The sequence below is a fragment of the Nocardia sp. NPDC050413 genome, assembly GCF_040655475.1.
Classification (GTDB): domain Bacteria; phylum Actinomycetota; class Actinomycetes; order Mycobacteriales; family Mycobacteriaceae; genus Nocardia; species Nocardia coubleae.
Genome location: NZ_JBFAJZ010000011.1, coordinates 1 through 18,899, shown reverse-complemented (window position 1 = coordinate 18,899; position 18,899 = coordinate 1). Strand labels below are relative to the sequence as shown.

Here is an 18,899-nt window from a genome sequence, read left to right as displayed (position 1 = left end):
GCGACTATCACCGAACCGAGGTGTTTGGACATGTCGAATCCACAAGATCCATCGCATGATCAACCGCACGGCGAGCAACCACCGCACGGGCAGCCCCAGTACGGCGGCGGACCGGGATACGGCGGGCAACCGGGATATGGCGGACAGCCTGGTTACGGTGGGCAGCCGGGATTCGGCGGGCAACCGCCGTACGGCGCGCAACCGTATCCGCCGCAACCGCCAAAGAAGAAGAGCAAAGTGTGGTTGTGGGTGCTGCTCGGTGTGCTTGCTCTCGTTCTGGTCGTGTGCGGGGGTTGTTTCGCGCTTCTCGACAACGCCGGCGACGAAACCACCAACAGCTCCGACCGGGCGTCGTCGGCCGCTCCGGTGGGCTCGGAGGTCAGGGACGGCAAGTTCGCTTTCGTCGTCACCCAGGTCGACCCGCCGGTCGCCACCGTCGGCGACAACGAGTACACCAGACAGACCGCGCAGGGTGAGTACATTCTCGTGCACGTCGACGTCACCAACATCGGCGACGAAGCGCAGTCCTACTTCGGGGAGAATCAGAAGCTCATCGACAGCGCCGGCAAGGAATACTCCAACGACACCAGTGCCGAGTTGGCCATCAATCCCGATCTGACCTCGGAAATCAACCCGGGTAACAAGAAGTCGGTCATCATCGCCTTCGACGTTCCCTCCGGGACCGATCCCGCGGCCCTCGTATTGCACGACTCCATGTTCTCGAACGGTGCGCGCGTGGCCTTGAAATAGGCCGGACCGCACGCACCGCCACCCGCATGGGCCCCGCACGCATGAAGCGTGCGGGGCCCAGCACGTACCGGTTCGATACACAGCTCTTTCACAGTCCGTTACTACGTGCGTATTATGGACTTATGGGTTTCGAGTGGCCTGATTGGGCGATCGCTCACCTGATCGGCATCGAACCCAGCGAGGTTCGGCAGGTCCTCGCAGCGTCACGACGGTGGCCGCGCCCGGCCTTCGACGGCCAGGTGACCGTCTTGACGGTGTGGGGGCGCACCACGGCCGGGCGTCCGTTGATCGTGGTCACACGGCAGCGCGACGACTGGACGTGGGTGATCATCGGCGCACGGACGATGCGTGCCGAGGAGCTGGCGCAATTCGAGCAGTGGGAAAGTGGGAATCCATCATGAGCGATCAGGACTTTCCGTCCAGCCGAGAGGAACTCGCCGATTTCATGGACCGGCTGAGTTTCTCCGACGAGCCTGCCGACGCGCCACCCCGACTGCCGGCCAACGAGGACATCATGGTGACCACCTCGATCCGGTTACCACTCGGCCTGCACTCTCGCCTCAAGGATCTGGCCGACGAACGGCGCGTCGGAGTATCGACGCTACTGCGCGAATGGGCCGAGGCCGCCGTCGCCGAAATCGACGACGAAGACCACATGATCTCCCTGGCCGAAGCCAAACGCGCCCTCTCCCGAGTCCACCCCATCCACCGAGCCAGCTGAGCGGCCCTACTGGATCGGCGCAGTATTCGCGGCCGGCAGAACACGCACCGCGCAGGTGATGCCCGACGCGTTCGCCAGCCTCGAATCGGTGGTGAGCAGATCGCAACCATAAGCCTCGGCCGCGGCGACATAGGCGGCGTCGTAGGCGGTCAGATTGTCGTGCAGTGCCCAGATTCTCGGGACGAGTACGCGCGTGACCGGAACTTCGGGGTCGAGTTTTTCCAACGCGGTGACAGCGCGAGCGGCCTGCTCGGTGGTGATGGTGCCCGCGCGGACGAAGCGGCGGATGACGGACAGGACCTCGACAGTCCAATGCTGCGGGGCGATCCAGCGATTGTCGGCTTCCAAGGCATCGCGGCAGACCGTACCGAGTGGGTCGGGATTCAGAAGCGCATGAACGAAGACCGAAGCGTCGACCACGATCACTCGCGAGCCCCCGGACCGTCCAACGCCGAGTCCCGCGCGGAGCGTTCTTCGTCCAAGGCCACTATTACGTCCTGAGGAGTGAACGCGACATCCCAGGTGGCCGGACTGAACTGCTTGAGCACCGCGATGTTGTCCTGACGCCGGGCTTCATCGCGCACCAGGTCGAAGAGGAATGCCTGCAAAGACTGCCCACGCTGGCGAGCCAACGCGACCAACTGGTCCCGCAGGGGCTCGGGAACGTCTCGAATCTGCAAGGCAACCATGCATGCAATTGTACATGCATGGTGGTGGTGGTGGCGATGCGCTCGTGATGGACGCTGACGCGCATGCCGCCGTCCCAGCCGAGAAGTTCGTTGTGCTGAGCAATCGAAACCACGCCCGAGCGCGGGTTTCGTTGCGGACGGAACCGGCTGCGGGAGAGCAGATTCCGGGCGCATTCTGACGCCGTGCGGACAGTGTTCACGGTGATACTCGCGGTGCTTGTCGGGTTCGGTGCGGTGGCGTGTGACCACGAGAAGGCGACCGAGACGACACAGGATGTCGTGTGCGAGATGGTTGTGCCGGTCGTCGAGGTCATCGCGCTGAAACTGCGCGCGGGGGTGACGGTGACGGCGGCGCTGGTGACGGCGGCCACCGGGATCGCGCTGAGCGCGGCCTGTGAGTACGTGATCGACCGGCTCGGCGCGGCGCCCGACGAAGAACACACCGTCGAGCTCGAAAGCGGAAACGGTAGCGAGACAACGACAGTCAGCGCCAAGACATTCACCAGCGTCACCGAGGACTGGTGCAACAAGACCGGCGGCTGCACCGGCTTCGAGCGCTGCCCCACTTCATACGTGTGCGTGTTCACCGGACACGACGGCGCGGGCAAGATGTCGCTGTTCAAGATCGGCTCCCCCGACCTGAGCGGCCAGCATATCGATGCCGCCGCCGTCTCGGTATTCAACCGCACCGGCAAGACGGTCACCCTCTTCGACACCGCAGGACATGAGGGCGACAGCTACACCATCGCGGTGTCGACCAAGGGCAATCTGCCCGAGGAATGGCAGGGCCGGGCCCGGTCGCTGACGGTGGGACCGGTGCCGACCACCACCTCGAAGAAGACCACCACGACAACCGCACCTATCCCGTCGAGCACGACCCGCAAGCCGACAACCACCAAATCGACGGTGACAACCGCCGCCCCACCCTCCTGACAGAGTCATTGCCTTTCTCACCTCGCAGCGAGAACAACGGTTTCGGAGCCGATGTGTTCGAGCACGTGCTGCTGCGCGAACTCGCGGACCTCAGGATCGGTGAAATGGCGGAGTCGCGCCTGCACCGTGTGATTGGGCTGTGGTGTCGACGAGGACGGACAGCTGGCGGTCGGCTTCACCACTGCGGAATATGGGCGCCGCCCGTCGGTTCGTTTGCGCCCATCATGCAACTGCCGAGCCGGCAGCGGTAGTCTCGTACGCGCCTGCGACAAGGAGGAGTTGACCAATGACCGCAGTGCATCCGGAGGAACCGCAGCGGATCACCGCCGAAGAGTTCCTCGGGTTCGAGCCAGACGCCCTGAGCAGCACATTCGGCGATTTCGAGATCGTCGACGGACTCGTTGTTCGGGCGATAGCGCAGAGCGAGGCGCACAGCAGGGTGGTGCGCAGGTTGGCCGCTGCTCTCGAAGATGCGCGTGACCCGGCTGGCCCTTGCCTTCGGGTTGCCTCCGATGTCGCTGTACGTTTCGCAGATGCTGAGGACGGAGCAGCGGATCGCCGCCTCAATGTGCGGTACCCCGATATTTTTGTGCGCGATTGTGAACCGTACGACGTCAATTCGGTGCGTAGCCATATCGCCTTAGTTGTCGAGGTCGCCTCGCGCGCGACGGTGGACAGCGACACCGGGATCAAGCGACAAATGTATGCCCGGGCGGGAATTCCGGTCTATCTGATCGTGCATTTCGACAAGAGCTGGGAATCCATCGATCGGATCGAGGAGTATCGGCTCGATTGGTCGGGGATGCGGTACATGCCGCATCGGGTTCACCGCATCGCGTTGGTTCTCGACAATCCGGTGACGTTGGCAATCACCTTCGACGCGTTGGATCGTCCGTAGGAATACAACGAAGGCCCCCACGGAAAACCGTGGGGGCCTTCGTTGTTCAAGAGATCAGCGGCGACGCTTGCCCTTGGTTTCGGTGCGGGCGGCCTCGCGGCGTTCGCGGCGGGTGCCGGTGGACTGGCGGCCGCCGTATTCCTGGGCGTCGGAGTGGGATTCGGCGCGGCCGTCCTCGGCGGGGCCCGAGTAGTTCAGGCCGCGGGGGGTGGACTCGTCGATGCCCTTGGCGCGCAGGGCAGGCGGGGCCTGGGTCTGAGGGGCGGCGTCCTGGGGGCGGGGGGCGCCCACCGGGGAACGCAGGCCCTTGTCGATGGAGACGCCTTCGGGCTGGGGCTGCTGGACCTCGACCTGCAGGTTGAACAGGAAGCCGACCGACTCCTCCTTCAGGCCCTCGAGCATGGCGGCGAACATGTCGAAGCCCTCGCGCTGGTACTCGACCAGCGGGTCGCGCTGGGCCATCGCGCGCAGGCCGATGCCCTCCTTGAGGTAATCCATCTCGTAGAGGTGCTCACGCCACTTGCGGTCCAGGACCGAGAGCAGGACCTGGCGTTCCAGGTTGCGCATGGCGCCCTCGCCCGCGAGGCCGTCGATTTCCTGTTCGCGCTTCTCGTAGGCGTTGTGCGCGTCTTCGAGCAGCGCTTCACGCAGTTCGTCGCGGGTGAGTTCGCCCGCCTCGCCGGTGGCGGTCTCGCCTGCCAGCTCCTTGTAGTCCAGGCTCACCGGGTACAGCGTCTTCAACGCGGTCCACAGCTTCTCCAGGTCCCAGTCCTCGACGTAACCCTCGGCGGTCGCGCCGTCGACGTAGGCGGTGATCACGTCGGTGATCATGTTCTGGACCTGACCCTCCATGTCCTCGCCACGCAGGATCCGGTTGCGCTCGCCGTAGATGACGGTGCGCTGCTGGTTCATCACCTCGTCGTACTTCAGAACGTTCTTGCGGATCTCGAAGTTCTGCTGCTCGACCTGGGTCTGGGCGCTCTTGATGGCCTTGGAGACCATCTTCGCCTCGATCGGCACGTCGTCGGGCAGGTTCAGGCGGTTCATGATCGCCTCGAGCGCGGCGCCGTTGAAGCGGCGCATCAGCTCGTCACCCAGCGACAGATAGAACCGCGACTCGCCCGGGTCGCCCTGACGACCCGAACGACCACGCAGCTGGTTGTCGATACGGCGCGACTCGTGCCGCTCGGTGCCGAGCACGTACAGGCCGCCGGCCTCGCGCACCGTCTCGGCGTCTTCCTCGGTCTGCTTCTTCACCTGCTCGAGCGCCGAATGCCAGGCGGCCTCGTACTCGTCGGGGGTGGTGACCGGGTCGAGGCCCTGCTTGCGCAGCAGGATGTCGGCGATGATGTCGGCGTTGCCGCCGAGCACGATGTCGGTACCACGACCGGCCATGTTGGTCGCCACGGTGACCGCGCCGGGCCGACCGGCCTCGGCGATGATCTGGGCTTCCTGCTCGTGGAACTTCGCGTTCAGAACACTGTGTGCCACACCGCGTTTGGTGAACTGCTTGGACAGGTACTCCGAGCGCTCCACGCTGGTGGTACCGATCAGGACCGGCTGGCCCTTCTCGTGGCGCTCCACCACATCGTCGACGACGGCGTTGAACTTGGCCTCTTCCGACTTGTAGATCAGGTCGGCCTGGTCCTTGCGGACCATCGGCTTGTTCGTCGGGATGGGCACCACGCCGAGGCCGTAGATCGAGTGCAGCTCGGCGGCCTCGGTCTCGGCGGTACCGGTCATACCGGACAGCTTGTTGTAGAGGCGGAAGTAGTTCTGCAGGGTGATCGTGGCCAGGGTCTGGTTCTCCGGCTGGATCTCGACCTTCTCCTTGGCCTCGATCGCCTGGTGCATGCCCTCGTTGTAGCGGCGCCCGACCAGGATGCGGCCGGTGAACTCGTCGACGATGATGACCTCACCGTCGCGCACGATGTAGTCCTTGTCGCGCTGGTAGAGCTCCTTGGCCTTGATGGCGTTGTTCAGGTAGCTCACCAGCGGCGAGTTCGCGGCCTCGTACAGGTTGTCGATGCCGAGCTGGTCCTCGACGAACTCCACGCCCGCCTCGTGCACGCCGATGGTGCGCTTCTTGATGTCCACCTCGTAGTGGACGTCCTTCTTCAGCAGCGGCGCGATGCGCGCGAACTCGGCGTACCACTTGGAGGAGGCGTCGGCCGGGCCCGAGATGATGAGCGGGGTGCGGGCCTCGTCGATGAGGATGGAGTCGACCTCGTCGACCACGGCGAAGTTGTGCCCGCGCTGGACCAGATCGTCCAGTGAGTGGGTCATGTTGTCGCGCAGGTAGTCGAAGCCGAACTCGTTGTTCGTGCCGTAGGTGATGTCGGCGGCGTAGGCCACGCGGCGCTCGGCCGGGGTCATGCCGCCGAGGATCACGCCGACCTCGAAGCCGAGGAAACGGTGCACGCGGCCCATCCACTCGGCGTCGCGCTTGGCGAGGTAGTCGTTGACCGTGACCACGTGCACGCCGTCGCCGGAGATGGCGTTCAGGTACGCGGGCAGCACACAGGTCAGGGTCTTGCCCTCACCGGTCTTCATCTCCGAGATGTTGCCCAGGTGCAGCGACGCGCCACCCATGATCTGCACCTTGTAGTGCTTCTGGTTCAGCACGCGCCACGAGGCCTCGCGGGCCACCGCGAACGCTTCGAGCAGCAGGTCGTCGAGGGTTTCGCCGGCGGCGTAGCGCTCGCGGAACTCGTCGGTCTTGGCGCGCAGTTCCTCGTCGGTCAACGCCTCGATCTCGTCGCCGTACGCGATGACCTCATCGGCGAGGTTCGACAGCCGCTTGACCATGCGGCCTTCACCAATCCGTAGCAACCTCGTCAGTGTCAGCGCAGGCACGGGTCTCGTCAGTCCTCTGGTCGGAGTCGGGTTCGGGCTAGTGAGCCACAGTGTTGTGGCAATGGTAGTCCGCAGACCACCGTACCCGGCCGCACGTACCGATGCCCGGTGTACCGGGTGCTCACATCCGCCCAGGTCACGGCATCCGGTGAGGCGCCTTGCCCGGCATCACGATTCACCTACTGTGCCGTAGGATGTAGCCGGTGCCCGATCTGCGCCGCCGAAGGCGCGCGAAGCGTGCAACGGAAGGAGCATCGGAGCGCGTGATCACGAGATTGACGCCGCAGGACGCGGCGTTCTACCGGCTCGAGTCGAGCAGTAATCCGATTCATATCGGCTCTCTCGCGATCCTCCAGAACTCCTCCGGCGACGGCTCCGGCCAGGTACTCGACTACGAACAGCTCATCGAGCTGGTCGAATCCCGGCTGCCGCTGGTTCCCCGCTACCGCCGCAAAGTCCGCGAGATCCCGCTCGCGCTCGGCCGCCCGGTGTGGGTGGAGGACAGCCGCTTCGACATCAGCTATCACATCCGCCGCTCCGCGCTGCCCGCCCCCGGCACCGACGAACAGCTCTACGACCTGGTCGCCCGGCTCGCCTCCCGGCCGCTGGACCAGGGCAGGCCGCTGTGGGAGATGTACCTCATCGAAGGGCTGTCCGACGGGCGAAGCGCGGTGTTCACCAAATCGCATTCGGCGCTCGTCGACGGTGACACCGCCCTCGAGATCGGGCACGTGATCCTCGACAACAACCCCCTGCCACGCGAACTGGCCGACGACGCCTGGCGCGCACCACGCGAACCGACCGATGTGGAACTGCTCGCCGGCGCGCTGTCGCAACTGGCCGCGCAACCACGCGAGGCCTACTCGGCGGTGCGCGACGCGGGCTCGAACGCGTTCGGGGTGGTACGCGGCGCCCGGATGGCGGTGCACGCCGCGGCCAATGCCGTCCGCGCGGCCACCTCGGGCGCACCCGACAGCCCGCTCAACGCCCGCACCTCGCGCAGCCGCCGCTTCGATGTGGTGCGCACAGACCTCGAGGACTACCGCAAGATCCGCAGGCACTTCGACTGCTCGATCAACGACACCGTGCTCGCGGTCGTCACCGGCGCCCTGCGCAATTGGCTGCTCTCGCGCAACGAGGCACTCGTCGAATCGACGAATCTGCGTGCGGTGGTGCCGATGTCGGTGTACGTCGACGGCGACAACCAGTTGACGCCGGCCAGCGAGGTGTCCTCGTTCCTCATCGATCTGCCGGTGGGCGAACCCAATCCGACGATGCGGCTCTCGCACATCTCGCACGCCACCGAGGCCGCGGGCAGGCAGCGACGCGGCGTGCGGGCGCGCACCCTCGTGCACCTGGCCGGTTTCGCACCGGCCAGCCTGCACGCGATGAGTGTGCGCGCGGCCAGTACCTTCGCCGACAACACCTTCAACCTGGTGATCACCAACGCGCCGGGCCCCCAGAACGCGATGTACATCGGCGGTGCGCGCATGCTGGAGATGTATCCGGTGTCGCCGCTGCTGCGCAATCAGACCCTGAGCTTCGGGCTCACCTCGTACGACGGTCAGGTTTTCTACGGACTCAACGCCGACCGCGACGCCATGGCCGATCTCGACGTCCTCGCGGCGTCAGTGCACGAATCGATGGAGGAGTTGCTCGGTGCCTGTCTCTGAGAACGCCAAGATGCGCGTCTACATCCCGGCGACGATCCCGATGCTGCGGCAACTGGTCGACGAGCGCGAACTGTTCCCGCTCGGCGCGACCGCGTTCGCGGTGACGCCCGCGCTGCGCGAGGCCTACGCCGCGGGCGACGACGACGAACTCGCCGAGGTGGCGATGTCGGAGGCCGCGCGGGCCTCGCTGCGGCTGATCGCCGCCGAACGCGACGGGCTCGACGACGCCGACGACGACACCACCGCCCCCGACGAGGCCGCCAACCCCGGCAGCCCGACCTACCGGCGCTGCGTGATCGCAGCCGACGTCACCGGCGCGAAACTGCGCCCCGACCTCGACGACGCGGTGGTGAAACTGGCCGGGCCGATCACCTACGACCAGGTGGCCTCGGTGCACGTCGACCTGGCCGAAGCCGAACCCCAGGTGGCCAAGGCCGTCGACGTGATCGACGTCGCCGACATGGGCGACCCGGACGCCGAGTTCGTCCTCGGCGACGCCGAAGACCACCAGCTGGCCTGGTACGCCACCCAGGAACTGCCCTTCCTCCTAGATCTGCTGTGACATAGCGGCTGGCGCTGCGGTTCTCCCAGTCCTTCGGCTGGCGCCGAACCTACGATGCCGTAACCTTGCTGCGAGTGAGCCACCGCGGGTGGCTCGGATGCGCGACAGGGAGTAACGGCGAAGCAATGGTCCTGAACAAGTTCCGGGAATGGCTCGAGGCACCGGCGGCGCAGGTCGCCGATCGCGGCGGCAAGCTGAACGTGCTACGCGGTGTGGTCGCCCGGGTGACCACACCCCTGCTGCCCGACGACTACCTGCACCTGGCCAATCCGCTGTGGTCGGCGCGGGAACTGCGTGGGCGCATCGTCGACGTGCGCAAGGAGACCGCCGACTCGGCGACGCTGGTCATCAAGCCGGGCTGGGGTTTCGACTTCAAGTATCAGCCGGGTCAGTACATCGGCATCGGCATCCTCATCGACGGCCGCTGGAACTGGCGTTCCTACTCGCTGACCTGCCCGCCGGACTGGACCGGCGAGGGCGGCAAGCGGCTCATCTCCATCGCCGTGAAGGCCATGCCCGAAGGCAAACTGTCCAGCCACCTCGTCAACGGGGTCGCCGCGGGCACCATCGTCCGGCTCGCCGCACCCCAGGGCGGGTTCGTGCTGCCCCAGCCGGTCCCCGAGAAGGTGCTCTTCCTCACCGCGGGCAGTGGCATCACCCCGGTGATGTCGATGCTGCGCACCATGGACCGCCGCGACGGTGTGCACGACGTGGTGCACGTGCACTCGGCGCCGACCGACGCCGACGTGATGTTCGGCGCCGAACTGCGCGCCCTGCACGACAAGCACCCGAGCTTCGTCTCGCACCTGCAGCTCACCGACGAACAGGGCTTGTTCGCGCTGTCGAGCCTGGACGAGCTCTACCCCGACTGGCGCGAGCGCGAGACGTGGGCGTGCGGTCCCGCGCCCATGCTCGACGCCATCGAAGCGCACTGGAAGGCAGCCGGCATCCCCGAGAAGCTGCACGTCGAGCGTTTCGAGGTGGAACGGTCCGCGGTCGGCGAGGGCGGCACGGTGACCTTCGGCACCACCGGACGCACCCTGACCGTCGACGGCGCGACGAGCCTGCTCGAGGCAGGCGAGTCGGTGGGCGTGCAGCTGCCGTTCGGCTGCCGGATGGGAATCTGCCAGACCTGCGTGGTCACGCTGTCGGCGGGACACGCCCGCGACCTGCGCAACGGTGACGAACGCCAGCCGGGCGACAAGGTTCAGACCTGTATCTCCGCCGCGGCGGGTGACTGCACACTCGACATCTGATCCCACCGTCACGCTTCGGTTACGGGTATCCTCGAATCATGCGCCGGTCATATGACTGACCGGCAGCGGCTGGTCTCGGCAGTGGCGCCGTAGCGTCACCGCCGGGCCCCTCGTGTGTGGACCGAGCGTGCAGGCCGTCAACCGAACAAGAGAGGACCCCGGTGGCCATCACCGATATCCAGGCCTTCGCCCATCTGACGGCGGCCGACATCGAGACCCTGGGCAAAGAACTCGACTCGATCCGACGATCTGTCGAAACCTCGCGCGGTGAGCGCGACGCCAAATACATCCGCCGCACCATCGCCGCCCAACGCGCCCTCGAGGTCGCGGGCCGTGCGGTGCTGTTCGGCAGCCGCAACCGCTGGGCGTGGCTCGGTGGCACCGCGTTGCTGTCGGTCGCCAAGATCATCGAGAACATGGAGCTCGGGCACAACGTCAGCCACGGGCAATGGGATTGGATGAACGATCCCGAGATCCACTCCACCACCTGGGAGTGGGACCAGACGGGTCCGTCGGCGCAGTGGCGGCGCGCGCACAACTACTCCCATCACACCTACACCAACGTGCTCGGCAAGGACGAGGACCTGGGTTTCGGCATCCTGCGGATGACCCGCGACGAGGCATGGGAGCCCAAGCACCTCGTGCAGCCCGCCGCGAACCTGCTGCTGGCCGCCACCTTCGAGTGGGGCATCGCCTTGCACGACCTCGGGATCGAGAAGGAACTCGCGGGCGTACCGACCAAGCAGCTGATGTCGGAGCCGAACAAGGACTTCGCCCGCAAGGCGGGCCGCCAGGTCGTGAAGGACTTCGTGCTGTTCCCGGCGCTCACCGGTCCGGCCTGGAAGTCGACGCTCAAGGCCAACGCCACCGCCAACCTGGTGCGCAATCTGTGGGCCTACGCCGTGATCTTCTGCGGGCACTTCCCCGACGGCGCCGAGAAATTCACCATCGAACAGCTCGACGGTGAGACCCAGGGCGAGTGGTATCTGCGTCAGATGCTCGGTAGCGCCAACTTCAAGGCGGGCCCGGTCATGGCGTTCATGAGCGGCAACCTCTGCTACCAGATCGAGCATCACCTGTTCCCCGACCTGCCGAGCAATCGGTACCCGGAGGTCGCCGCGCAGGTACGTCAGCTGTGCGACAAGTACGACCTGCCCTACACCACCGGCTCGCTCGGCAAGCAGTACCTGCTGGCCTTCCGCACCATCCACAAGCTCGCGCTGCCCGACCGGTTCCTCAAGCGCACCGCCGATGACGCGCCCGAGACGTCGTCGGAGCGCAAGTTCCACGGCATCTCGTTGCCGGAGGCGCTGCGCGTCGACCCGGAGACCGGCAAGCGCCTCGGCCTGCGTTCGGCGCTGCACGATGCGAAGGTGAGCCTCGAGGCGAAGGCGCGGCACGAGAAGGAAGTACTGCGCGAGGCCAAGGTGGCGCTGAAGAAGCGGGCGCGGCAGGAAGAGGCGGCCCTGCGGAAAAGGGCGCGCGGTCTCAGATAACATCTGCGTCTCGATCGCGCAATAGGACACATCCCACAATCCATCGCGGAAATCACCAACCTACGCTCTCGTAACCTACGGTACTGTAACCGCCATGGCGATCTCGGATGTCAAGGAATACGCGCACCTCACCGCCGCGGATGTCGAAGCTCTCGGTGCGGAGTTCGACGCGATCCGCCGCGAAATCGAATCTTCGCGAGGCGAAGCCGACGCCCGGTATATCCGCAACGTCATCCGGTTACAGCGAGCCCTGGAGATCAGCGGCCGCACTGTCCTGTTCGCCAGCTTCCTGCCCCCGGCCTGGTTGGCCGGCGTCGCCCTGCTCGGCACTGCCAAGATCATCGAGAACATGGAGATCGGGCACAACGTCATGCACGGGCAGTGGGACTGGATGAACGATCCGGAGATCCACTCCACGTCCTGGGAGTGGGACAACGCGGGCCCGTCGGCGCACTGGAAGATCACTCACAACTTCCTGCACCACAAGTACACCAACGTCCTCGGTATGGACGACGACATCGGCTACGGCCTGCTGCGCGTCACCCGCGACCAGCGCTGGATGCCGTTCTACCTGGGCAACCCGATCTACAACTTCCTGCTGCAGGCGCTGTTCGAGTACGGCGTCGCGATCCAGCACCTCGAGCTGGGCAAGGTGGCGAAGAAGAAGTGGGACAAGGATTCCCCGGAGTGGAAGCAGTTCGACGCCGACCGCAAGCTGGTGCTCAAGAAGATCGGTAAGCAGGCCGCCAAGGACTATGTGATCTTCCCGCTGCTCACCGGGCCGTCGTTCTTCTCCACCCTCACCGCCAACTTCGCCGCCAATGTCGTGCGCAATGTGTGGACCAACGCGGTGATCTTCTGCGGGCACTTCCCCGACGGCGCCGAGAAGTTCACCAAGGCCGACATCGAGAACGAGACCAAGGGCGAGTGGTACCTGCGCCAGATGCTCGGCAGCGCCAACATCAGCGGCGGCCCGGTCATGCACTTCATGACCGGCAACCTCAGCCACCAGATCGAACACCACCTGTTCCCCGACCTGCCGAGCAACCGCTACGCCGCGATCGCGGTGCGGGTGCGCGAGTTGGCCGACAAGTACGACCTGCCCTACACCACCGGGTCGCTGCCGGTGCAGTACTTCAAGTCGTGGCGCACGATCCTCAAGCTGTCGCTGCCCAACAAGTACCTGCGCCACACCACCGACGACGCGCCGGAAACCAAGTCGGAGCGCCTGTTCGAGGGCAAGGCCGTGCCGACGATCGACCCGGTGACCGGTCGCAGGCGCGGGTTGCGCACCGCGCTGGCCGCCGGACGACGGATGGCGCGTAGGTCGGCCTGACCTCGCAATGCCACACTGCACCGGTGTGTGCTGAGCAACTGAGCGTCTACGACGCGATCCGTCTGCGTCGCGATGTGCGCGCCGAATTCACCGGCGAACTCGTCGACGACGACACGTTGTGGCGGATCCTGTCCGCCGCCCACCGGGCGCCGAGCGTCGGCAATTCCCAGCCCTGGGACTTCGTCGTGGTCCGCGAAGCGGCGACCTTGCGCCGCTTCGCCGACCACGTGGCGGGCAAACGCGTCGAGTTCCGTGACGCGCTGCCCGCCGACCGGGCCGCTACCTTCGACCCGATCAAGATCGAGGGGATCGTCGAGAGCGGTACCGGGATCGTGGTCACCCACGACGACCGGCGCGGTGGACCACAGGTACTCGGCCGGGCCAGCGTCCCCGAGACCGGTGTGTATTCGACCGTGCTCGCCATCCAGAATCTGTGGCTGGCGGCGACCGCCGAACAGGTCGGTGTCGGCTGGGTGTCGTTCTACGAACCCGGATTCCTGCGCGATCTGGTCGGCCTGCCCGAGGGCATCACGCCCATCGCCTGGCTGTGCGTCGGACCGGTGCACGAGTTCCAGGAGGTGCCGGATCTCGAACGCTTCGGCTGGCGGGCGCGGCGGGCGCTCACCGACGCCGTGCACTACGAGAAGTTCGGTGGCTGAACGCGATCCGGGCACCCGCGCCCGCGGGTGCCCGGAGTTCCGGATGGGTCAGACCAGCCGGATCAGACCGTAGTCGAAGGCGTGTCTGCGATAGACCACCGACGGCCGGTCGGTTTCCTTGTCGTGGAAGAGGAAGAAGTCGTGCCCGACCAGTTCCATCTGGTACAGGGCGTCGTCGACCGTCATCGGCGTAGCCGGATGGTCCTTCGTGCGCACGATGTGGCCGGGACCCTCGTCCTGGGGTTCCTCGTCGTGTTCGTGCGCCACGTGCCCGTTGGCCTGGGCGAACAGCGAGTCGTCGACCAGGGACGCGGTGGCCTGGGCTACCGAGACGGGCGTCTTGTCTCCGTAGTGGACCACGCGGCGCTTGTCCTTGGACCTGCGCAGCCTGCTCTCGATCTTCTGTGATGCCGACTCGAACGCGGCATAGAAGCTGTCGGCGCACGCCTCGGCACGCACGATCGGGCCACGCCCGCGTGCGGTGATCTCGACGCGCTGGCAGGCCTTGCGTTGACGACGGTTGCGCTCGTGGAACAGCTCCACATCGAAGAGGAAGATCGACGGATCGAAGCGCTCCAGCCGGGAGAGCTTCTCCGAGACATAGATTCGATAGTGGTCGGGTACTTCGACATTGCGACCGGAGACCACCACTTCCGCGTGGGGTGTCCGAGTCGAGTCGGCGGCACTGTCCTCCAGTGCCGAAGGGTCAGCATCGTGCACTGATGCCCGTGCAGAAGTCGTCACGCGAGTACCTCCCGGATATGGCCGCACACCAGAGCGAGTGCGGCGGGATTGAGCTGTGCCGATCGGGAATCGCTCGACACCAGAGTTCGCGGCGCCACCTCCCAGAAGCTGTGGTTCGGTGTGTGTTCGCGACGCTAGTCCGCCACGGACGAGTCCGCCACTGTTCACGCAAATTTCGCTGAGTCAAGCCGCACAGGTCACCAAAACGGCGCACGGATGTATGCCGATCCGGCTAAGAACACGTATCGATTCGGTGGCGGTGGCGCCGGTGGTCAACACGTCGTCGACCAGTACTACCTCGGCATTCGCCGGAATTGGTGCCCGCGCGGTGGCCGGGGTCACGGCGATGATCTTGTGCGCGAGATTGTGTACGCGCTCGCGCGTGCCGAGCCCGACGGAGTCGCGGACACCGGGCCTCATACGAAGCAGACCGACCGTCCGGCAATCGATCAGCCACCTCGCCGCACAAGCCGTAGAACGGGCTACGGGATCGCCGCCGCGGCTACGGGCGGCCGACGTCCGGGTGGGCGCCGGAATCAGCACCAGCGGGCGGTCAGCGGACCGTAACCGTGCCAATGCCGCGGCGAGTGCGGCGCCGAGCGGGTCGGCCAGGTCGCGTCGGCCGTGTTCCTTGGCCGCCAGCACGGCGCGCTTCGCCGGACCGCGATAGGGGCGAAGCGCCCAGCACGGAACACCGGGGTCGGTTCGTGGGCGTACCCGCACCGGACCCGTGGCCAACTCGGCCGCGCACGCGCCGCACCAGGGCGTGCCAGCCAGCGCACAGCCGCCGCAGCGGACCGGCAGCACGAGATCGAGCAGAGCCTTCATAGCCGGTGAGCATGACAGCGGGTACCGACAGAATCAGGTCGGCAGGACCGGGACCACGCCTTCGCCGGTGAGCCCGGGTACCTCGCGCCAGAAGCGGTCGGTTCGGGTGGGGTCGGCGGTCTGCAGTTGCAGCACCGCGCGGGAATCGGCGACGTACTGGGTCGACTGCGTCGCCGTGACCACCCGGACCGGCGGAGTCAGGTTCTGCGACGTCACCGGCGTGAACTGGGAACCGTCGATGGACACGGTGAACACCGGGTCGACGTTGCCTTCCCGGGCGACCATGAGCGTGTCGCCGGTGATCCAGCTCAGCGACACCGCAGGCGTGCTCAGCCCGATCGCCACCGGCAGCGCGGAGGTGAGCGCGTACTTGCCGTCCGGCCTGCGTTCGATCACCGCCACGTACACCTTGCCGTCGGCGATCAGCGCTGCCCGCACACCGGTCCGCGAGACGACCACCTCGGTGATCGGCAGTCGCGGCGCACCCGCGCCCTCGAACAGCGCCGAGGTGTCCACGTCCTGCAACGACACATTGCCGGTGGCACGATCGGTGACCGCGCGCACGACGCGTTGCTCGTCGAGCACGGTCCACGCGGCGCCACCGTCCATGGTCCAGGACGGCCGGGCGATACTCGCCGCCTCGACCACACCGAACGCGCCCGCACCGTAGTTGCCGATCAGCAGGGTGCGGCCCGGTTCCGGTGCGGGCCTTCCGGTGTCGGCGACGGCGGCGACGAACTGGCCGTCCGACGAGATGCCGACCGACTGCAGGTTGGTCGCCTCCCCGAAGGCCCCGCTGGGCGCGACGATCCCGTCCGGTGTCACCTGCACGAGGGTGCCGTTGCGCAATGCGTGCAGCCCGATCTTGTTCCCGGCGGGCGCCGCCGCACTGAACTGGTCGACATCGGCGACCGACCACCCGCTCGCGAAGCGTTCGTCGAGCGGTTTGCCGTCGGCGAGCAACACGTACGGGCCGAGGATGTCGGCGCGCGACAGTGTCGTCACCACCTGGGCGGCCAGCAGTTCACGACCACGTTGATCGAGCGTGCCGAGCCCGCCGAAATCGATACGCACCCCACCGATCCCGACACCCACCTCGCCGGGGTCGTTCTCCGCCTTGATGATCGGGCTGCGCACCGCGGTCGGCGGGGCGAGCAGATTGCGGACCACCCCGGCGATGGCCGACTGTGGGCCGCCGCTGAGCAGGCCGACGAGCCGCTCGGTGAGTTGACCTCGTGGCACCGAGAGCCAGCGCGGATCCGGCACGAGCAGCTGGGCGGTGCTGTCGAAGTAATACAAGACGTAGCGCTGGTAGGTGCTCGCGAACGACGCCGAAGCCATCACGACGCCGTCGGGCAGGTCGGTGATGCGCCATTCCCCGTCGACCTTGCTCATCTCGATCTTGTTCTCGAGCATGCCGTCGGTGGCGCGGTAGACGCCGTCGCGGCCCAGCTCGCCGACCTTGCGGGCGCGCACCACATACGTCGCCCGGTCGCCGGTGCGCGATTCGCGCAGCGTGTCGGGCCGATCGACGATGGTGATGCTCGCCTCGTCGTTCCACTCCCCCGCCGTGTCGTCGCGCATGTACTGGCGGGCGGCGGCGTGCCGGTTGGTCGGGTCGGCACTGGCACCGAGGAAATCGCCCACCAGCAGGTCGGGATCGCGGCCGGGCTCCGGCGGCGGCGGACCCGCCGACGTGGGTTCGCGCTCGATGGTGCCGAGGGCCTGCGGCGCCGACGATTCGGGCAGGCTCGCGCACCCGGTGAGGACGAGCAGGCAGACGAGGGCGAGCAGCCCCACACCCTTGCGAACACCACCCGCGTTACTCATGACTCTCGGTCTCCGGTCTCGGTCGCTGCGGCTTCTTCGTTGTCGTCGGCGGCGTCGTCGCGTGGGATGTCGAGGACCTCGGGTTCCGGTTCGGCCTCGGGTAACGCGGGCACCTTGCGCAGCATCGGTTCCAGCGCCAGCGGGCTCGGGCCGAGTTTGCGGCCGCGCACCATCGGCAGCAGCAACCGGAAGCTGGCGCCGACGCCCGGATCGCCCCAGGCCTCCAGTCGGCCCTCGTGCAGGTTGGCGTCCTCGACACTGATCGACAGGCCGAGACCGGTGCCGCCGGAGCGGCGCACCCGCGAGGGGTCCGAGCGCCAGAACCGGTTGAACACCAGCTTCTCCTCGCCCGGTCGCAGACCGACACCCTGATCGCGCACGACCGTCGCCACGGCGTTGGCCTCGGCGTCGCCGCGCATCCGGATCAGGACCGGTTTGCCCTCGGAGTGGTCGATCGCGTTGGCGAGCAGATTGCGCAGCACCCGTTCGACGCGACGCGGGTCGACTTCGGCGACCACCGGTTCCTCCGGCAGGTCGACGACCAGCTCGACCCCGGCGTCCTTGGCCAGGTGCCGCACCGTCGTGATCGCGGCCCGCGCGCACATCCGCACGTCGAGGGACTCCACCTGCAATTCCGCCACACCGGCGTCGTGCCGCGAGATCTCCAGCAGGTCGTTGAGCAGGCCTTCGAACCGGTCGAGTTCGTTGACGAGCAGTTCGGAGCTGCGCGCGAGCGCGGGATCGAGGTCGTCGCTGGAACCGTGGATGAGGTCGGCGGCCATGCGCACCGTGGTGAGCGGGGTGCGCAGCTCGTGGCTGACATCGGAGGTGAACCGGCGCTGCAGATTGCCGAACTCCTCGAGCTGGGTGATCTGGTTCGACAGGCTCTCGGCCATCTCGTTGAACGCCTGCGCCAGCCGTGCCATGTCGTCCTCGCCGCGCACCAGCATGCGTTCTTTGAGCCTGCCGTCGGCGAAGCGACCGGCGATGCGCGCGGCCGAACGGATCGGCAGCACCACCTGCCGGGTGACCAGCGCGGTGATCGCGGCGAGCAACACCAGCAGGACCACGCCACCGATGAGCATCGTGCCGCGCATCAGCGACAGGCTCGACTCCTCGCTGGCCAGCGGGAAGATCAGGTAGATCTCGAGGGTCGCGATCTCGGCGCTCGGGCTGCCGATGATCAGCGCGCGGCCGCGGTAGCCGTCCGGGTCGGCGACGGTGGTGAACTGGTAGGACACCTGGCTGCGCTGCACGAATCGGCGCAGTTCCTGTGGCACCTCGGAGATGAGATCGGTGGTGATCTCCTGCGGCGGGGTACCACCGACCATGGCCAGCGCGGAGTCGAAACTACCGGCGGCGCCCGTGGATTGCCCCGTGCCGCCCCGGCTGGACAGCGCGCTGCGCGCGTCGGCCAGTTGCTGCTGGCGGCTGTTGGCGCCCTCGACACCGTTCAGCTCGTTCTCGATCGTGCTGCGGGCGCGATCCATCTCCTCGACCGCCGCGTTGATCTTGGCTTCGAGGAGTCGGTCGGTGATCTGACCGGTCAGCACGACCCCGAGGATCGTGATCCCGATGAGGGAGAGAGTCAGCGTGGAAACGATGACCCGCAATTGCAGCGAGCGACGCCACAGGTGACCCAGCGCGGTGCCGATGGTCTGGAACCAG

The 18,899-nt window shown here is 66.7% G+C and carries 18 protein-coding genes; 11 read left to right on the top strand and 7 right to left on the bottom strand.

Annotated elements, in window-relative coordinates; all coding sequences use genetic code 11:
• Positions 1 to 30: 30 nt before the first annotated feature.
• From AB0I19_RS23135 to AB0I19_RS23125, 3 genes are all read left to right on the top strand, one after another.
• The gene (locus AB0I19_RS23135) at positions 31 to 750 is read left to right on the top strand and encodes a DUF4352 domain-containing protein (protein ID WP_357151060.1); all 720 of its coding nucleotides are present in this window, start codon (positions 31 to 33) and stop codon (positions 748 to 750) included.
• A gap of 122 nt (positions 751 to 872) precedes the next feature.
• Positions 873 to 1,151 (top strand): hypothetical protein, encoded by a 279-nt coding sequence (locus tag AB0I19_RS23130; RefSeq protein WP_067491422.1) that lies wholly within the window; start codon positions 873 to 875, stop codon positions 1,149 to 1,151.
• On the top strand, positions 1,148 to 1,471 hold the full coding sequence (locus tag AB0I19_RS23125) for a hypothetical protein (protein WP_067637425.1): 324 nt from the start codon (positions 1,148 to 1,150) through the stop codon (positions 1,469 to 1,471). The genes AB0I19_RS23130 and AB0I19_RS23125 overlap by 4 nt, the downstream gene beginning before the upstream one ends.
• Positions 1,472 to 1,477: 6 nt before the next feature.
• Here AB0I19_RS23125 and AB0I19_RS23120 read toward each other — a convergent pair whose 3' ends face one another.
• Both AB0I19_RS23120 and AB0I19_RS23115 read right to left on the bottom strand, forming a co-directional pair.
• Entirely contained in the window at positions 1,478 to 1,897 is a 420-nt protein-coding gene (locus AB0I19_RS23120) for a type II toxin-antitoxin system VapC family toxin (RefSeq protein ID WP_357151057.1), read from the bottom strand.
• Positions 1,894 to 2,160: a hypothetical protein gene (locus AB0I19_RS23115; protein WP_357151056.1), complete on the bottom strand. Its 267-nt coding sequence runs from the start codon at positions 2,158 to 2,160 to the stop codon at positions 1,894 to 1,896. Before AB0I19_RS23115 ends, AB0I19_RS23120 begins: the two co-directional genes overlap by 4 nt.
• Positions 2,161 to 2,343: 183 nt before the next feature.
• Between AB0I19_RS23115 and AB0I19_RS23110 the strand changes: the two genes are divergently transcribed.
• Together AB0I19_RS23110 and AB0I19_RS23105 are read left to right on the top strand one after the other, a co-directional pair.
• Entirely contained in the window at positions 2,344 to 3,093 is a 750-nt protein-coding gene (locus tag AB0I19_RS23110; RefSeq protein ID WP_357151054.1) for a peptidase inhibitor family I36 protein, read from the top strand.
• A gap of 286 nt (positions 3,094 to 3,379) precedes the next feature.
• On the top strand, positions 3,380 to 3,991 hold the full coding sequence (locus tag AB0I19_RS23105; protein ID WP_357151052.1) for a Uma2 family endonuclease: 612 nt from the start codon (positions 3,380 to 3,382) through the stop codon (positions 3,989 to 3,991).
• 54 nt (positions 3,992 to 4,045) lie between these two features.
• Here the strand turns inward: AB0I19_RS23105 and secA are convergent, their stop codons facing one another.
• Complete coding sequence (gene secA, locus AB0I19_RS23100; RefSeq protein ID WP_357151050.1) at positions 4,046 to 6,847, bottom strand: preprotein translocase subunit SecA; 2,802 nt, start codon at positions 6,845 to 6,847, stop codon at positions 4,046 to 4,048.
• 263 nt (positions 6,848 to 7,110) lie between these two features.
• Here secA and AB0I19_RS23095 point away from each other — a divergent pair, with 263 nt between their 5' ends.
• The 6 genes from AB0I19_RS23095 to bluB all read left to right on the top strand — a co-directional run bounded on the left by AB0I19_RS23095 (position 7,111) and on the right by bluB (position 13,829).
• Entirely contained in the window at positions 7,111 to 8,520 is a 1,410-nt protein-coding gene (locus tag AB0I19_RS23095) for a wax ester/triacylglycerol synthase family O-acyltransferase (protein ID WP_181700283.1), read from the top strand.
• A 10-nt stretch (positions 8,521 to 8,530) separates the two neighbouring features.
• A complete protein-coding gene (locus tag AB0I19_RS23090) occupies positions 8,531 to 9,082 on the top strand; it encodes a hypothetical protein (protein ID WP_357151275.1) in 552 nt (183 codons plus the stop codon).
• Between the two features lie 125 nt (positions 9,083 to 9,207).
• Entirely contained in the window at positions 9,208 to 10,338 is a 1,131-nt protein-coding gene (locus tag AB0I19_RS23085) for a ferredoxin reductase (RefSeq protein WP_357151048.1), read from the top strand.
• 161 nt (positions 10,339 to 10,499) lie between these two features.
• Positions 10,500 to 11,834, top strand: coding sequence for a fatty acid desaturase (locus AB0I19_RS23080; protein WP_067491405.1), 1,335 nt, complete (start codon positions 10,500 to 10,502; stop codon positions 11,832 to 11,834).
• A 94-nt stretch (positions 11,835 to 11,928) separates the two neighbouring features.
• The gene (locus tag AB0I19_RS23075; protein ID WP_067637447.1) at positions 11,929 to 13,170 is read left to right on the top strand and encodes a fatty acid desaturase; all 1,242 of its coding nucleotides are present in this window, start codon (positions 11,929 to 11,931) and stop codon (positions 13,168 to 13,170) included.
• A 23-nt stretch (positions 13,171 to 13,193) separates the two neighbouring features.
• Positions 13,194 to 13,829, top strand: coding sequence for a 5,6-dimethylbenzimidazole synthase (bluB, locus tag AB0I19_RS23070; protein WP_357151045.1), 636 nt, complete (start codon positions 13,194 to 13,196; stop codon positions 13,827 to 13,829).
• Positions 13,830 to 13,877: 48 nt separating this feature from the next.
• On the opposite strand, the gene raiA is transcribed toward bluB, so the two are convergent.
• The 4 genes from raiA to mtrB all read right to left on the bottom strand — a co-directional run.
• Entirely contained in the window at positions 13,878 to 14,573 is a 696-nt protein-coding gene (raiA, locus tag AB0I19_RS23065) for a ribosome-associated translation inhibitor RaiA (RefSeq protein ID WP_067491399.1), read from the bottom strand.
• Positions 14,574 to 14,756: 183 nt separating this feature from the next.
• Complete coding sequence (locus tag AB0I19_RS23060; protein ID WP_357151043.1) at positions 14,757 to 15,401, bottom strand: ComF family protein; 645 nt, start codon at positions 15,399 to 15,401, stop codon at positions 14,757 to 14,759.
• Between the two features lie 33 nt (positions 15,402 to 15,434).
• Positions 15,435 to 17,231: an MtrAB system accessory lipoprotein LpqB gene (gene lpqB / locus AB0I19_RS23055; RefSeq protein ID WP_357151041.1), complete on the bottom strand. Its 1,797-nt coding sequence runs from the start codon at positions 17,229 to 17,231 to the stop codon at positions 15,435 to 15,437.
• Positions 17,228 to 18,899, bottom strand: a 1,672-nt coding sequence (mtrB, locus tag AB0I19_RS23050; protein WP_357151039.1) for an MtrAB system histidine kinase MtrB, incomplete at its 5' end; no start/stop codon positions are given. The genes mtrB and lpqB, both read right to left, overlap by 4 nt.

Excerpts from the sequence above, each read along its gene's own strand:
- AB0I19_RS23135 (WP_357151060.1), top strand. The coding sequence starts at position 31 with ATGTCGAATCCACAAGATCCATCGCATGATCAACCGCACGGCGAGCAA.
- AB0I19_RS23130 (WP_067491422.1), top strand. The coding sequence starts at position 873 with ATGGGTTTCGAGTGGCCTGATTGGGCGATCGCTCACCTGATCGGCATC.
- AB0I19_RS23125 (WP_067637425.1), top strand. The coding sequence starts at position 1,148 with ATGAGCGATCAGGACTTTCCGTCCAGCCGAGAGGAACTCGCCGATTTC.
- AB0I19_RS23115 (WP_357151056.1), bottom strand. The coding sequence starts at position 2,160 with ATGGTTGCCTTGCAGATTCGAGACGTTCCCGAGCCCCTGCGGGACCAG.
- AB0I19_RS23105 (WP_357151052.1), top strand. The coding sequence starts at position 3,380 with ATGACCGCAGTGCATCCGGAGGAACCGCAGCGGATCACCGCCGAAGAG.
- AB0I19_RS23090 (WP_357151275.1), top strand. The coding sequence starts at position 8,531 with ATGCGCGTCTACATCCCGGCGACGATCCCGATGCTGCGGCAACTGGTC.
- AB0I19_RS23085 (WP_357151048.1), top strand. The coding sequence starts at position 9,208 with ATGGTCCTGAACAAGTTCCGGGAATGGCTCGAGGCACCGGCGGCGCAG.
- AB0I19_RS23075 (WP_067637447.1), top strand. The coding sequence starts at position 11,929 with ATGGCGATCTCGGATGTCAAGGAATACGCGCACCTCACCGCCGCGGAT.
- AB0I19_RS23060 (WP_357151043.1), bottom strand. The coding sequence starts at position 15,401 with ATGAAGGCTCTGCTCGATCTCGTGCTGCCGGTCCGCTGCGGCGGCTGT.
- lpqB (WP_357151041.1), bottom strand. The coding sequence starts at position 17,231 with ATGAGTAACGCGGGTGGTGTTCGCAAGGGTGTGGGGCTGCTCGCCCTC.